Genomic DNA, 16081 nt, shown 5'->3' with positions numbered 1-16081 from the left:
TGGTTCCTCCTCAGAATCATTCAACGGTTTCGTCGTTCCTTCGTTCGCAGGAATTCCCGATGGTCTCAGCCATTGCGACCACAATTGGAATGCGTTCTCCAACTTCGAGTAGACCACCACTTCCTCACGAGGATGTGACCAGCCCTGTCATTTCCTCGCTCACGCGCCATAAGCGGCTGGCCACCTCGTCGTTCTGGGCCGCTGAGGCCGGTTTCACGTTGCGTTGCTTGACGAAGTAGGCACCCGACACCTCCTCAACCTCGGGAGAACTGGCCAGGTAGACCGAGGTCTTCGCTCCTTGCTCCGACGAGATGGCGATGAGTCCCGCAACACGACGCATGACCCACCAGGCCGGCCCCTCCCCCGAGGAAAAGAAGGAGGAGTTCACCACTCCCGGATGGAGCGCATTGATGGTCACTCCCGTCCCTTCAAGTCTCCTGGCCAGCTCTCTGGCGAACAGGACGTTGGCCAGCTTCGACTGACTGTAGGTTCGAAGCCCCTTGAACTTCCTCTGGGACTGAAGATCATCGAAGTTGATCGACGCTCCTCGATGGGCATCGGACGCCACAACGACAATCCGGCTCGGCGCCGCGGCCTTCAGCCGATCGAGCAACAGATTCGTGAGCAAAAAATAGGCCAGATGATTGAGGGCAAAGGTCATTTCGATGCCGTCAACGCTCTCGCGGCGTTCCAGGAACAAGGCTCCAGCGTTGTTGACCAGCACGTCAAGCCGATCAAACCGTTCTCGAACAGTCTCAGCCAATCGACGGACTTCGGCCTGCGACGAAAGATCCGCGACCATCGAGTGAACCGCGTCATTGCCCGTCCGCTGCTCGAGACGATTCCGCATCTCCTCGCACTTTTTTGGATCGCGCCCGACCAGAATCACCTCGGCCCCGAGTCGGGCGAGTTCTTCGGCGGTCACTGCTCCAATTCCTGAGGTCGCTCCCGTCACGAGACAACGTTTCCCAATCATGCGCCCCTGCTCCTCGACCATCGCCAGATGACTCCTCGTGTGGTCCCCTTCCGCCTCGTTGAGGTACGCCCTCTGAAGGCCAAAACGATGGCCACCATCTTCAGAGCGTGCGCTCACCCGATTGACCCACGATCGTTCAGGTCACCGATGCGATTGTAGGCGGAGAAATCCGTTTTGATGACGCTCCTTCCCGAATCCTCTTTCGAAGTCGCGTGATCGATCAGATCCGCGCGGACTAGTCAAGGCATCGTCCGCTCGGTCACGAGGTCGTCGGCGCTCTCTGACAAGAGACACACTGGCCGTACAGCACCAGTTCATGATGATCGACCTGGAACCCCGGCGGCGTCAGCGCGTCGAGACCGTCCGGACACCCGGGCACGTCGAAGACCCGGCCACAGCGCTTGCAGTGGAAATGATGATGGTGGTTTGCCGCCACGCGCTGATCTTCATAACGAGGCGGCTCGCCTGGAAGCTGCACGGCAGCCACTTCCCCGTCCTCGGCCATTCGCTTGATCACCCGATAAACCGTCGCGAGGCCCAGCGACGGAATCTCATGTTTCGCCGCTTCCTGGATCTCAGCCGGACTGAGCGGTCGACCCGACTCCGCAATCACGCGTCGAATCGCCTGACCCTGTCGTGTCTTGCGAACATTCATCGTGCAAACCTCACCACGATGTGGAGGTCAACCCTCGACCGCCCCACGGCCAATGACAACCACAAGATCAGATGTTTCGCCGCCCGGGACGGTTTGACCCTCCCATCATGCCAAAGTTGGAAGCGTGGTTCACCACTTCGCGCATCAGCCCACGCAACTTCCGAAGGAAATCGGCCTCCCAGTCCCAGATCTGGGCTCATGCGTTTCAGCCCCTGTTTCCCGTTCTCCCCCTTCGAGGTCGGTGGGCGGCGTTCGGGATGCTTCTCACGAACTTGCTCGCGCTCGGGGTCGCGGAACGAGCCCACTTCTCCTCCAACCTTCTTCTCCCCCCTTTCCTTCTCCCGATCCAACCTTCAATCGATCTGATGTCTACGTTGATCCAACCCTGGCACCACCTCGCTCCCCCCGCTAAAATAGACAATATTGTCATCTTTACCGAATGAGAGACAACTGACGTTGGCCGGACACACACCACACCCCACCGCTTTTCAAAACGAGAGGTCAAACACGAAGATCTCGATATGGAAAAATGAATCGACCCACCAGGAAACCACTGAAACAATTAACCAATCACACAAGCACGATCACAATCACGCAATCAACCACAATTTCGCACACGATTTGGCTTTTTTGTTTCAATGCCTGCCATCTCACTCTACCCTACATGCCTGGCCCGAATTCCGCTTCGTCAAGCGCAGGTGAATCTGACAGGAATTGGAGTACGGTGCAAGGATCTCAATCAAGTGGTGATTCTTCCGAAAAACTTCTGGTCGCTTCGATAAACGCTCCGCGAGGCGAGACGGTTCGGTCGGTCCGACGCATCGTCTTTGCCTATATTTGTGCGGCGACCCTTTGGATTTTCACCTCTGACCTGTTCCTCGCAGGGCTTGAGTGGGAATCGCTTTCGATGGCGACTCTTGCGATGCTGAAGGGGATCGCGTTTGTGTTATTCACGGCCGTGATCCTCTACTGGAAGATGACCGAAACGCTTGTCGGTCTGGAGACAACCCGCCGTGACCTCGCCGAAGTGCAAGAGCGATTCCGGAGAGCGATTGTCGATGCCCCCATCCCGGTGATTATTTTTGCCGAGGATGGCGAGATTGTTTTGTTGAACCAGACCTGGCTCGAATCGACGGGTTATTCGCCCGAGGAACTGAAATCCATCTCCGACTGGACCGAACGGGCGTACGGCGCGCGGAAGGCAATGGCCGAGGAGATCATCCAGAACCTGTTCACGATGGATCAACGCATCGATGAGGCGGATTTTGAGATCCGCATTCGAGATGGTTCCGTCCGGATCTGGTCGTTCAGCTCCGCTCCCCTCGGCCACCTGAACGATGGTCGTCGCCTCATGATCAGCATGGCCCGAGACGTGACCGACCGTCGGCAGGCGGAAGATGCGCTTCGAACCTCCGAGGAACGCTTCCGCATGGTCGTCGAGTCGGCTCCCGAAGGAATTTTCATCCAAACACAATCCAAATTCGCCTATGTCAATTCCGCCGCAGTCAAACTGTTCGGCGCCGGTGAGGCAAACGAAATGCTGGGCCAGGACGTGATTCGTTGGTTTCACCCTTCGGAACACGAGTCCATCAGGGAACGCATTGCGTTGATCAACCAGAATCGCCAGACCGGAGGTCGGATCGAACGGATCATTTTGCGGCCCGATGGCCGACAAATCGAGACCGAGATCAGCGCCATTCCAATTGAATATTCCCGTGAGACGGGGGCCCTGGTTTTCATCCGCGACATCAGCGATCGGAAGCAAGCCGAATATCAGCTCACCGAGTCTTCAAACCGTCTCCGAGAACTGACTCGCCGCCTTCTGAGCCTTCAGGAAGCCGAGCGGCGCAACCTTGCCCGAGAGTTGCACGACCAAATCGGTCAGGGCCTCACGGCCATCAAGATGAACCTTCAGACTGCCCAGATGCGGCCCGAGGTCCTGACCCCCCGACTCAACGACGCAAAGGCACTCCTCGACCAGACCCTCGATCAGGTCCGAAGCCTTTCGCTCGACCTTCGACCGTCGCTGCTTGATGATCTCGGATTGGTCCCTGCCCTGAACTGGTACCTGGAACGGTTTTCCGAGCGAACGGGGATTCAGGCACAGTTGCACTCCGAGTCCCAGGGGCTCGCCGTCTCTCCCCTCGTCGCCACCACATGCTTCCGAACCGCTCAGGAAGCGTTGACGAACGTGGCAAGGCATGCCCGGGCCTCGCGCGTCACGGTGCGACTGAATTGCCAAACCGACCAGTTCGACCTGTTCATCCGCGATGACGGTGTAGGGTTTGATCCTGACCAGGCAACCGGCCTGGGATTGATCGGAATGCGAGAGCGTGTCGAAGATGCCGGCGGCGTCCTCCAAATCCAGTCGAAACCTCACGCCGGAACCGAGATTAGGCTCAGTTTCCCCCCGGCCAACGCATCGCTCGAAGGGAGAGACCGTCATGACAAAACTCCGAATTCTTGTCGTTGACGACCATCACCTCTTCCGAGCAGGAGTCCGCGCCATCCTCGATGCCGTCGAGGATCTCTGGGTCTGCTGCGATGTTTCCTCGGCCGAGGAGGCGTTGGAACAGCTCGAAACCCACCACCCCGACATCCTCTTGACCGACATCTCCATGAAGGGCATGACCGGCCTTGAACTGGCCGATCGCGTCCGACGCGACTTCCCCAGCACCCGGACAATCATCCTTTCCATGCACGCCTCGAAGGAATACGCCGAGCGTGCGTTTCGCTCCGGCGTTGCCGGATTTCTCGTCAAGGATGCGGCGGTGCATGAGGTGGAGTTGGCGATCCGAACGGTTGCCCGGGGAGAAACCTATCTCAGCCCGATCATCTCCTCTCATCTGATCTCCGATTACTCGCAGAGTGCCGACCTCAAAGAGCCCACGACCGACCCTCTGACCGCCCGCCAGCGAGAAGTCTTGAGGCTCATCGCCGAAGGTCTGACCACCAAGGCCATCGCCCGCCGCTTGAACATCAGCGTCAAGACCGCCGACACCCATCGCACCCAGCTGATGGAACGACTCGACCTGCACGACATCGCCAGCCTGGTCCGCTATGCCATCCGGGTCGGTCTGGTCACTCCCGACGAGTAATCCCGGCACCCTTCAATCAGGGGAGACAGGGAAATTCCCGACCGGTTCTCAGGAGAAGACCTGAGAGACTTTCTGCCCCTGCGCGTGAATACTCAATGGTGAAGATGCAAAGGTGCCCTGATCGAGATCGACGCGGATCTCTGATCAACGCAAACGAAGCCGTTCCGGCCGTTGCATTTTTTCTGCGGGTTGCTTCGGCAAGGCTCCTGGCCGATCCTTGCCAGCGGGCTCTCTTGCCGAGGCATCCGCAGGGAATACGCTCGAATCGTGTTCGAGCCCCCCCGATCGTTCCTCTCGCGAGAGTGACGTCAGAACGCTCGGGACCATGCCAGAAGCCATCGCAAAGGACCCTGGCCGATGAAACCCGAACTATTGGTCATCCCGAACTCCCAGACCAGCACGCACTCCAGATCGAAGACAACCCGTCGGAGTGTCCTGGAGCAGATGCTGATCGAACTGACCGCGATCGCGTCTGGCCACGACGTTGACTCCTCCCTGCTCAACTCCAATGCGTTCGAGCGATGGGAAGGAGACGAGACGACCTATCTGGAAGCAACGATCGAAACCGACGACCTACCCGAGATCGACCTGAGCACTCGTGAGGGTAAGGTCCTCATTCGCATTCTTTGGCAGTCCGATGACGACGACGACTCCCTGACCAACGGTACCGGTTCGGACCGAGGAGAATCGGGTGTCTATTCTGCACGCTGAGCCCAACGCCCAGGACATTCTCGACGCGCTCTCGCTTCGGATCGCTCTGGTTGATGACACAGGAACCATCCGATCGGTCAACCGAGCCTGGCTCGACTATGCCCACGCCCACGGCGCCGATCGCTCCGTCATCGCCGAAGGGGCAAACTATCTGGCCGTCTGCGATTCGGCTCAGGGCGACGATCGAGATTCGGCCCTCGCCTTCGCGACCGGAATTCGAGACGTACTCAGTGGTCGTCGCAATGCCTTCTGTCTCGACTACCCCTGCCATGAGCCGCACCGCGCCTGCTGGGGCCGGGGTCGGGTCACGCCGCTTCGCAGTTCCGATGATTCCCAGCCTCGTTACGTGGTCGTGTCTCATGCCGACGTCACCGCACGCCGTCTGATCGAACAGTCGCGTGACGAGCATGAAGCCATTCTCCGCAGCGTGTTCGAAATGCCCTCGCTCGCCATCGGTGTCATTGAACTCGACGCGCACGACCTGCGCTTCGTCTCGGTCAACCAGGCCGCCGCGCAAGCCCTCGGACGATCCTCCTGGGAGCTTTCCGGACGATGGGCCACCGAGATGGCCCTGCCCGCCGACCGGATTAAAATCTGGGTCGAACACGGAACCAGGAGCCTGGAACAAGGAACTCCCCGAAGATTCGAGTATCTCGAAGAAACCCCTCGTGGCCCCCGCACCTTCTCGACCATCATCTGCCCAATTATCGGCACCCAGCTATCGACCGCCCGCCTCTCATTCGTCGCCGAAGACATCACCGATCACTGTCGGGTCGAGCAGGAGAACCTCGCGCTGAACGCCGAGGTCGAAATGCAGCTCGATCGGATTCAGTCGCTCCGAACCATCGACCGTGCGATCAACAGCGGGCTCGACTTGCCGTCCCTTCTGAACATCGTGCTCGATCAGGGCCTTGCGCAACTCGACGTCGATGCGGCGGCCATTCTCCTCCGTGCCCCCCACCGGCCAGGGCTCGAATATGCAACCACGAGGGGATTTTTCGACCCTCCCGATCCCGACCAGGTCGATCCCCTGACCGACGGGCCGCGTGCCACCGCCTTTCTCGAACGTCACACCTGCGCCGTCCGATTCGGTCCCGGACACGACACCCCGATCCCCTTGCAGCTCGAACACGAAGCGTTTCGGTCGTACTGGGCCGTCCCCATCGTGGTTCGGGGCGAACCCTGGGGAATCCTCGAAGTCGGCCATCGATCAACCATCGCTCCCGACTCCCGATGGCTCCTTTACCTGGAAACGCTGGCTGGTCAGGCCGCCATCGCCATCGAGCACGCCACGCTCATCGACAATCTTCGGCGCGCCAATCATCGCCTCTTGGTCGGCTACGAGGCCACCATCGAGGGCTGGAGCCGGGCCATGGACCTCCGCGACCATGAAACCGAGCAGCACAGCCTCCGAGTCACCGAGATGTCCGTTCGACTCGGCCGAGAGCTTGGGCTCAGCCGCGACGAGCTTGTCCAGATCCGCCGTGGAGCCCTGCTGCACGACATCGGCAAGGTCGGAATTCCCGACCACATTCTGCTGAAGCCCGGCAAGCTTGACGAGGACGAAATGGCCATCGTCCGCCGGCACCCCGACGACGCCTTCGCGATTCTCTCCCCGATCGAGTTCCTCCGACCGGCCCTCGACATCCCCTATTGCCACCACGAGCGCTGGAACGGCAGTGGCTATCCTCGCGGCCTGAAAGGATCACAAATTCCCCTCGCCGCGCGCATCTTTGCTGTTGTCGACATCTGGGACGCCCTGTCTTCCGATCGCCCGTATCGGGCTGCGCTCTGCCCGGCTCAGGTCCGATCGGAACTGCTCGCAATCTCCGGAACCGAGCTTGATCCCGAGATCGTCTCCACGTTCCTCCGCATTCTCGATCGCGACCACGCAAACGCCTTTGAGAATCATCCTCCCGAGTGATCCTCCGTCGATCCCCGGCGGCCCCGCATCCCACCCCCCCTCCTTTCCTTTGCGTCAGACTGAGAGGGCCGTGCCGACACCACCTTGCGCCTCTCGGTCGCGCCTTGTGCCTGCCGGCGAGAGTGCGGTATTCTTAACAATTGTTGTCCACCCATGCGGGCAGGTTGGAACGGCTGGCCGCCCGGCCTCACGGATTCCGCCTCGGAGGCAGAGCGATATGGTGTTGCGTCTCACGGCTGCGGTGATCCTGACCGGGATGGCGGTGCCGACCCTGGCAGGAGCGGACGAGATCGAGGTCGATTATCTCCGCGACATCAAGCCCGTGCTGACCGCACGCTGCTACTCTTGCCACGGCGCTTTGAAGCAAGAGGCCAAGCTGCGCCTCGATACGGTCGAGCTGATGCAGGTCGGTAGCAACGCCGGTCCGGTCATCGAACCCGGCAACGTCGAGGAAAGCTACCTCCTGTACGTCCTTACTGGTGAGGACGGCCTTCGAATGCCCCCCGAGGGGGAACCCCTCACCGACGAACAGATCAACGCCATTCGCTCCTGGATCGCCGCCGGTGCCCCCGCCCCCGACGACGAGACTCCCCAGCAAGATCCGATGGATCATTGGGCCTTTCAGGCCCCCGTCCGCCCCGAAGTGCCCGAAGCCTCCTCCCCGGAGTGGGGATCGAACCCGATCGATGCCTTCCTCTCCGCCGAGCACCAGCGTCTGGGTCTCTCCCCCTTGGCCGAGGCCGACCGCGCCCTCTTGTTCCGTCGCGTTGCGCTCGACCTCACCGGCCTTGCCCCGACCCGCGATGAGCTCCACGCCTTCCTCGACGACCCCAGCCCCGACGCCTACGACCGCGCCGTCGATCGCCTCCTCGACAGCCCCCACTACGGCGAGCGCTGGGGCCGTCACTGGATGGACGTCTGGCGCTACAGCGACTGGGACGGTTACGGTCAGGAAGTCCGCGAGAGCCAGCCGCACATCTGGCGATGGCGCGACTGGATCGTCGAATCGCTCAACGACGACCTCGGCTACGACCAGATGATCCAGGCCATGCTCGCCGCCGACGAGATTGCCCCCGACGACCCCGACACCCTCCGCGCCACCGGCTTCCTCGTCCGGAACTGGTACAAATTCAACCGCAACATCTGGCTCGACGCCACCGTTGAACACACCGGCAAGGCCTTCCTCGGCCTGACGATTAACTGCGCCAAGTGTCACGACCACAAGTACGACCCCATTCCCCAGACCGACTACTACCGCTTCCGGGCCCTGTTCGAACCTCACGAGATCGCCACCGACCGCATCCCCGACCAGTCCGACACCTCCAAGGACGGCCTCGTCCGCGTCTTCGACGCTCACGCCGACCGCCCCACCTATTTGTTCGAACGGGGCGAGGAATCGATGCCGGTCGAGAGTCGCCCTCTCGAACCCGCCATCCCCCAGATGTTCGACGACGCTCCCGAAATCGCTCCCGTCTCCCTGCCTCCGACCGCCTATTATCCCGGCCTCCGCGAGCATGTCCGCCGCGAAGCCCTCGACACCGCCAGAGCGACCGTCGATACCGCTCGGACGGCACTGGAGAAGGCTCAGACGGAATCCGAAGAAGGGACTTCCGAAACCTCGGAGGATCCCCTCTCCCCCCTCCGGCTTGCCGAACGGGGGCTGAAGGCCGCCTTGGCCGACCTCGACGCCGTCGAGGCTCGGCTCGCCGCCGACGACGCCCGATACGCCGAAGCCCCCGACGATCGCCAGATCGAACTCCTGACCATCCGTGCCGGTTTGGCCGAACGTCGTGCCGCCCTGGCTCGGACCGAACACGATCGAATTCTCGCCGAAAAGGCTCTCGCCGACGCCCGCGCCGCCCTCTCCGACGACGATCCCAAGACCGCCCAGGCCGTCACCGCGGCCGAAAAGGCCCTCACCAACGCGACCAAGGCCGCCGAGGAGGCCGCCCAGGCGCTCGACGGCCCCTTGCCCTCCTCCTATTCCCCATTCGGTCCCGTACGACCGGCGACCAGCACCGGCAGACGGCTCGCCCTGGCCCATTGGATCACCGACCGGGAGAACCCCTTGACGGCCCGCGTCGCCGTCAATCACGTCTGGATGCGTCACTTCGGCGAGCCGCTCGTCGAATCCGTCTTCGACTTCGGCATCGGGGGCTCACTCCCGTCCCATCCGGAACTGCTTGACTGGCTCGCCGTCGAGCTGATCGATTCCGGCTGGAGCCTCAAGCACCTGCACCGCCTGATCGTCACCTCGCGTGCCTACCGGATGCAGTCCTGGTCCGACCCCGACCACCCAAACACAAGTATCGACCCCCAAAACCGCTTCCTCTGGCGTATGAATCCGCGTCGCATGGAATCGGAGCTGGTTCGGGACAACGTGCTCCGCGTGGCCGGATCGCTCGATCCGACGCTCGGCGGCCCCGACCTCGCGCCGGAATCGGCCCTCGACACCCCGCGCCGGAGTCTCTACTTCCGCCACGCCAAGGAAAAACGGGCCACCTTCCTCAAGTTGTTCGACTCGGCCAACGTCACCTCCTGCTACCGCCGCGACGTGAGCGTTGCCCCTCAGCAAGCGCTTGCGCTCTCGAACAGCCCGTTAACGCTCGGACAGGCCCGGCTCCTCGCCGGCAAACTCTCCGAGTCGGTGAGTGAAAACGCCGATCCCTCCTTTATCGCCCTCGCCTTCGAGCAGGTCCTCGGCCGCGCTCCCAGCCCCGAGGAACGCGATGCCTGCCTGACCTATCTGCAAACGCAGCCCGCTCAGCTCGCCGAGGCCGAATCACTCACCCCGTTTGAAAGCGGCCCCGAGAGTGCCATCCCCCCTTCGACCAACCCTCATCAGCGCGCCCGCGAAAACCTCGTTCATGTGCTGATGAACCACTCCGACTTCCTCACGATCCGCTGATCGCTCCCCACGCGGCCCGGGAGGCCCCGATCCATCATGAATCCCTTCGCTCCCCAATCGTCTCGACGCGCCTTTCTGGCCGACCTCGGCATGGGCTTTACTGGCCTGGCACTCGGTGCCATGCTCTATCGCGACGGTATCGCCCGCGCCGACGAGTTCGGCTCCTGGGCCCCGCCCGATGGCCTCCCCCACTTTGCCCCGAAGGCCAAGCGCGTCATCTGGTTGTTCATGATTGGCGGCACCAGCCACCTGGAAAGCTTCGACCCCAAGCCGGCCCTGAACCGCTACGCCGGCAAAACCATCAACGAAACCCCGCATCAGGACGTACTCGAATCTCCGTATACCGAGAACGTCCGAATCGCCATCCAGAACGACGCCAACGGCCACATCCGCCACGAGCTTTACCCGCTCCAGGTCGGTTATTCCAAGCGCGGCGAGAGTGGCATCGAGGTCAGCGACTGGTGGCCCGAGGTCGGCGAATGTGTTGACGAACTCGCCGTCATCCGTTCCCTCTGGACCACCAACGACAACCACGGCGCCCAGCTCCAGTTCCACACCGGCCGCCACTCGCTCGAAGGCCCCTTCCCGACCATCGGTTCGTGGGTCCACTACGGCCTTGGCTCGCTCAATGAGGAACTCCCTCAGTTCGTCGTCCTCGGCACTCCCATCGCCGACTGCTGCGGCGGCATGAACGGCCACGGTGCCAGCTACCTTGGCCCCGAGCACGACGGCGTTCAGCTTGAAATCAACCCGAAGAACCCTCTCCCCTTCGCCGCCCCCGGCCCCGACGTCTACCGTGAGGAACAGGCCGACTCCTTCAGTCTCATCGACCGCCTCAACCGGATCTCTGCCGTTCAGTACCCCGACGACGCCCAGCTTCGCGCTCGCATCAAATCGTATGAACTGGCCTTCCGCATGCAAATGTCGGTTCCCGAGGTGGTCGACTTCGCTTCCGAGACCGCCGAAACGCAGGCACTTTACGGTCTCGACCGCGCTGAAACCCGCGAATTCGGCCAGCAGTGCCTCACCGCCCGCCGGCTCGTCGAGCGCGGCGTCCGATTCGTCCAGATCTTCCACGGCTCCAACGGCGGCGCGGGGGCCTGGGACGCCCACTCCAGCCTCAAACCCGGTCACTCCAAACTCTGCAAACAGGTCGATCAACCGATCGGTGGCTTGTTAAAGGATCTCAAGCGTCGTGGCCTGCTCGACGACACCCTCGTCGTCTGGGCGACCGAGTTCGGCCGTACCCCCGGCTCCCAGAACGGCGACGGCCGCGACCACCACCCCTTCGGCTTCTCTGCCTGGATGGCCGGCGGCGGTGTCAAGGGCGGCGTCGTTCATGGCGCGACCGACGAACTCGGATTCCACGCCGTCGAGAACCGCCACTACGTCACCGACATTCACGCCACCGTCCTGCACCAGCTCGGCCTCGACTCCCGAAAGCTCGAGGTCCCCGGCTTCAAGCGGCTCGATATCGACCACGGCAAGCCAATCCACGAGATCCTTGCCTGATGATCCCGACACCCGCCGACCGGGGCCTTGTCGCTCGACAAGGCCTCGGCCTTTTGAAATCCGTCACGCTCCGGCCTCGGCCAGCACCTCGCCGAGGCTCCGATCCAGGATCGCCACCATCGCATCAATCTGTTCCGCAGTGACGATCAACGGTGGACCGAACGCGATCCAGTTCGGGTCGAACCGACACAACAACCCGTTCTCCAGCGCCCTCCGACCGACCCGCACTCCGAAGGCGTCGGGCATTGGCTCCTTCGTTGCCGGATCTCTGACGAACTCGATCGCCTGAAACAGGCCTTTCCCCCGGATGTCACCAATGATTCCGTGACGCTCCGCCAACCGCTCAAACCCAGCGCGGAGCCGAGCCCCCTGCTCCCTCGCATTGCCGCAAAGGTCGCGCTCGATCATCTCTCGAATCACAGCAATTCCCGCCGCGCACGAGATCGGGTTCCCCTCAAACGTGTGCCCTTCGACAAATCCGGGGTTCGACTCAATCGGCCCCCAGAAGGCATCGGCAATCGGTCTCCGACAGATCATCGCCGACAACGGCGCATAACCACCGCTCATCCCCTTGGCCACACACAGCACGTCGGGCACCACGCCGAACGTCTCCGCCGCGAACAGGTGCCCCGTCCGGCCGAATCCGGTAATAATTTCGTCAAAGATTAGGAGAATGTTGTTTCGATCGCAAATCTCCCGCAGCATCGGCAAGTATTCCTCGGGAGGGTCGATCACCCCTCCCGTGTGGCCGATCGGCTCGACCATGATCGCCGCAACCGTGTCCGGATCTTCCATCGCGATCACCTGTTCGATGATCGTCGCACAGGTCAGTTCGCAGCTCGGATACGTCTTGCCGAACGGGCATCGGTAGCAGGTCGGCGGGAATACGTGCAGGAAGCCCGGCGCCATCGGTTCGTTGACCGTCTTCCGCGCCTTCAGGCCCGAGGCCGACAGTGATCCAAGCGTCGATCCGTGCCACGACTGATACCGACTGATGATCTTGTACTTTCCTGGCGATCCGGTCAGACGATGGTACTGCCGTGCCAGCTTGATGGCCGCCTCCGTTACCTCCGAACCACCGCACTGAAACTTCACCGCTCCCAGGTCGCCGGGGGCCAACTCAGCCAGCAGGTTCGCCAATTGCACGGCCACCGGGTTCGTTCCGTGCATCGCTGGAGAGAAGGTCAAGCGATCGAACTGCTCCTTGATCGCGTCGATCACCCTCCGGTTATTGTGACCGATCGAGGCCACGTAGATTCCCGACAGGGCATCCAGATAATGCTTCCCGTTCACGTCCCAGTACGAAACATCCTCGGCCCGAGCCATGATCAACGGATGCTTCGACCACTCCGCCATCTGGTCTCGCACGAAGATCTGGCGCAGAAAGCGTTCCTCGAACGCCTGCGCCTCGCTGATCAGGTCGGGCATGGTGTGAGACACGGTCGCCATCGGTCGTCATCCTCGGGGACAGAACAAAGCCGCGGTCAGGGCGTAAAGGTTGGCCACGCGGATCAGGTCGTCGATCGATGCCCACTCCTCGACCGTATGTTGCCCCCCTGCCAGAGGGCCATGCGTAATGCTCGGCACGCCGGTCAGCGCAGACACGCTATTCCCGTCGTCCACAAACGCTTTCGGCCCCGTCAGCAAGGGCTCCCCGTCCATCGCGGTCCGAGCCGCCTGAAACGCACTCACAAGCGTGGAATTGACATCGAGGGCGAACGCATCACGAACGAGCTGAAACTCCGCTTCAATCTCGGTTCCGGTTTCCGCGGCCAGTGCTGCCAGCATCCCGCGGAACTCGGCCTCGACTTCGTGTCGATCGTATCCAGGAACCCAGCGCCGGGTTCCTTCCAACCAGCAGATCGTTGGATCTTGATTATAAATTTCTCCCGCGTGAACTTGCCCCACGAACACGCTCGACCGTCCGGCAACGGCATCTACCTGGCCAGCCAGGCGGTGGTCCAGTTCATGAAGCCGCTGTACCAGCTCCGCACCGACCGGTATCACCCTTGGGGCCTCGGGGTCGCGCATCACCTCATGAACAGGCGATCCTGCGCGTCGGATCGTGATTTTCCAGCACGCCTGACCCCGACCCGCCACCGGCAAATGCCCACACAGCGGCTCCGGAATCAAGACCGCATCGCCCACGATCCCCTCCACGAGCATCCGGTCAAACTGCTGACCGAATCCCCAGGGTGCCTCGTGCAAATCGTGCGCGGTCAGCAGGATCGATCCCGCCTCCAGCACTCCTGCATCCCGAGCGGCCAGCATCCCCTCCACCGCCGCCGCCAGCCCTCCCTTCATGTCCGACGCTCCGCTGCCGCGGATCTGATCCCCATCCACAGCAAACGGCACAAAGGGAAGATGCACCGTATCCAGGTGCCCGTCGAACTGGAGCGTTTTCCCTGGCCGTTCCCCTTGCAGCCGGGCGACCACCGCAGGAGACGCCGGATGTCCGGCCTCGGGCCGATCGACTGCAAACCCTTCCTCCACCAGAAAATCGGCCAGCACGTCAGCCGCAGCCCCGGCCGCTCCCGTGGGGCTTGGAACCGAGATCAAGCGTTCCGCAATCGCCAGCAGCCGATCCCGGTTCACACCCGTTCGGACACGATCACGCCATTGCGCAACGTCTTCAAACGGAATATCTTGAGAATTTTTCATATGTTGACCTATTGGCTTTTCCCGATCATCCAACCCTCTCGCCCTCGCTTTGATCTGTGACGATCACGGCACCGAGGGGTCCGGCGTCCCTTCAAGTGAATCCCGACGGTCATCAATCGTCGTGGCCGCTTCGATCCGGTTGGCTCCCACCTGAATCGGCCCCACTTGCGGTTCAACCAGGATTCCCACCGTCTGGGTCCGCTCCGCGTCGGGCCTCGTGTCTCGAATCAGATTCTGCTCGAAGATCAAGCCCGACGGCTCACCCCGAACCCGAATCCCCGCCGTCCCCGGCTCTCGACCGTTATCCTCGATCACATTCCCTTCCAGGCGATTGCGATGCGGCGACATCGCCGCCGACTCATTTCGAAAGAACACGCCGTTCTCGGCGTTGCGCACCACGCGATTCGCTCGCAACAGGTTATCCGAATCTTTATGGCCGATCGAGATGCCGAACTGCCCGTTTTCCTCCAGCACATTCTCCTCGAATGTCCCGTGCCGGACCCGCCAGCAAAGGAACAGCCCGTCCGTCCCGTTCCTCCGGGCCAGGCATCCCCTCACCTCGGGCCGTTGCGACCCGCTTCCCGGATGAAGTCCCAGGTGCGTATTCTCCTCGCTGATACAGTTAATCACCGACACATCATTCGATTGCTGAAAGCTGATTCCGTCTCCATGATAATTCCGGACGATGCACCCCTGAATAACCGTCCCGAACCCTCGATATAGGTAGATCCCCGCACCCCGGCATCCGTTGAGGTAAGGATTTTCGTCCTTGTTCCCCTCGATCACCAGGTCCTCGACCCGAGCCCCCTGGATGTCCACCCCGCTGACGACCGGAAACACCGTGGCGGCCATCGCGCCGTTGGAGACCATGCAGTCCGCCATCAAGGGCTTATCGATCGAAAACGTGTTGTCACGTCCTCCAGTAATTCGTGCGACCGTGGTGTGAAATCCTCCCGATCGCTGATCCCAGACCGCGACACCGTGGCCAACTTCGAACCCCGAAGGTTGCTCGACCGTGATCTGTTGCTCTCCGAAATCACCGTCCAGCACCAAGGGAGAGACCGCGGCTCTCGCCTTGCGGAGAATCGTCTTCCCGGGCACCCCTCGCACGGTCACTCCGCTCCGAAGATGCAGTGAGTCGTGCATCAGGTACTCCCCTTCCCCGATCGAAACAACCCCACCCCCGAGGCCCGCCACATAGTCCACCGCCGCCTGCAAGGCTCGGTTGTCGGCACCGATCAGGTCCGCGTTCGCTCGTCCCACCGAGATTGTCGGGCGATCGGTCATTTCCGAATGCATCGCGAAAGGCAATTGCTGCTCATCCGGCCGAGGCCCCCCATCGTCTCCCGAGGCAATCGTCACTGCGGCCAGGGCAATCCCTACCACCACTCCACCCATCCGAATCGGCTTCGTTCCAAGGAAGACACCAGCCATTGTCATCTCCTCATCATGGGCATCCGTTGCGGCCCATTACTTGCAGGGGGGCGGCTCCGATTCGATCAGATCGCGATCCGCGCAGCGATTCGGCACGGCACGATCGGTCCCAGTATGCCCCGGAGTCCCTCGTGAAGAAAGCCACCGCCGCCAGGCAGTTCCCACCCGATGCCATCCGGATCGCTCCCTCGACCGCTCCGCC

At 61.9% G+C, this 16081-nt stretch carries 11 protein-coding genes; 6 read left to right on the top strand and 5 right to left on the bottom strand.

Going from position 1 to position 16081, the window contains the following annotated elements; genetic code table 11:
- Positions 1-124: 124 nt before the first annotated feature.
- Both GA615_RS02285 and GA615_RS02280 read right to left on the bottom strand, forming a co-directional pair.
- Positions 125-976 (bottom strand): SDR family oxidoreductase, encoded by an 852-nt coding sequence (locus tag GA615_RS02285; RefSeq protein ID WP_152049620.1) that lies wholly within the window; start codon positions 974-976, stop codon positions 125-127.
- 259 nt (positions 977-1235) lie between these two features.
- Positions 1236-1631: a Fur family transcriptional regulator gene (locus tag GA615_RS02280; protein ID WP_152049619.1), complete on the bottom strand. Its 396-nt coding sequence runs from the start codon at positions 1629-1631 to the stop codon at positions 1236-1238.
- A 907-nt stretch (positions 1632-2538) separates the two neighbouring features.
- Between GA615_RS02280 and GA615_RS02275 the strand changes: the two genes are divergently transcribed.
- The 6 genes from GA615_RS02275 (at position 2539) to GA615_RS02250 (ending at position 11784) form a co-directional block, all read left to right on the top strand.
- On the top strand, positions 2539-4104 hold the full coding sequence (locus tag GA615_RS02275; RefSeq protein WP_161602116.1) for a PAS domain-containing sensor histidine kinase: 1566 nt from the start codon (positions 2539-2541) through the stop codon (positions 4102-4104).
- Positions 4076-4729, top strand: coding sequence for a response regulator (locus GA615_RS02270; protein WP_152049617.1), 654 nt, complete (start codon positions 4076-4078; stop codon positions 4727-4729). The genes GA615_RS02275 and GA615_RS02270 overlap by 29 nt, the downstream gene beginning before the upstream one ends.
- A gap of 357 nt (positions 4730-5086) precedes the next feature.
- Entirely contained in the window at positions 5087-5440 is a 354-nt protein-coding gene (locus tag GA615_RS02265; protein WP_152049616.1) for a hypothetical protein, read from the top strand.
- The gene (locus GA615_RS02260) at positions 5421-7364 is read left to right on the top strand and encodes an HD domain-containing phosphohydrolase (protein ID WP_152049615.1); all 1944 of its coding nucleotides are present in this window, start codon (positions 5421-5423) and stop codon (positions 7362-7364) included. The genes GA615_RS02265 and GA615_RS02260 overlap by 20 nt, the downstream gene beginning before the upstream one ends.
- A gap of 217 nt (positions 7365-7581) precedes the next feature.
- Positions 7582-10272 carry a DUF1553 domain-containing protein gene (locus GA615_RS02255; protein ID WP_152049614.1) on the top strand — a complete coding sequence of 897 codons (2691 nt, stop codon included), beginning with the start codon at positions 7582-7584 and terminating at the stop codon, positions 10270-10272.
- Between the two features lie 36 nt (positions 10273-10308).
- Positions 10309-11784 carry a DUF1501 domain-containing protein gene (locus GA615_RS02250; protein WP_152049613.1) on the top strand — a complete coding sequence of 492 codons (1476 nt, stop codon included), beginning with the start codon at positions 10309-10311 and terminating at the stop codon, positions 11782-11784.
- 63 nt (positions 11785-11847) lie between these two features.
- On the opposite strand, the gene GA615_RS02245 is transcribed toward GA615_RS02250, so the two are convergent.
- The 3 genes from GA615_RS02245 to GA615_RS02235 all read right to left on the bottom strand — a co-directional run bounded on the left by GA615_RS02245 (position 11848) and on the right by GA615_RS02235 (position 15879).
- Complete coding sequence (locus GA615_RS02245) at positions 11848-13233, bottom strand: aminotransferase family protein (RefSeq protein ID WP_235905007.1); 1386 nt, start codon at positions 13231-13233, stop codon at positions 11848-11850.
- 6 nt (positions 13234-13239) lie between these two features.
- Complete coding sequence (locus tag GA615_RS02240; RefSeq protein ID WP_152049612.1) at positions 13240-14445, bottom strand: M20 family metallopeptidase; 1206 nt, start codon at positions 14443-14445, stop codon at positions 13240-13242.
- 63 nt (positions 14446-14508) lie between these two features.
- Complete coding sequence (locus tag GA615_RS02235; RefSeq protein WP_235905006.1) at positions 14509-15879, bottom strand: right-handed parallel beta-helix repeat-containing protein; 1371 nt, start codon at positions 15877-15879, stop codon at positions 14509-14511.
- Positions 15880-16081 lie beyond the last annotated feature (202 nt).

Origin of the sequence: Tautonia marina (assembly GCF_009177065.1) — a bacterium.
GTDB lineage: Bacteria > Planctomycetota > Planctomycetia > Isosphaerales > Isosphaeraceae > Tautonia > Tautonia marina.
The sequence above is the reverse complement of the archived record's forward strand: the minus strand, read 5'-3'. Positions and strand labels throughout refer to the sequence as shown.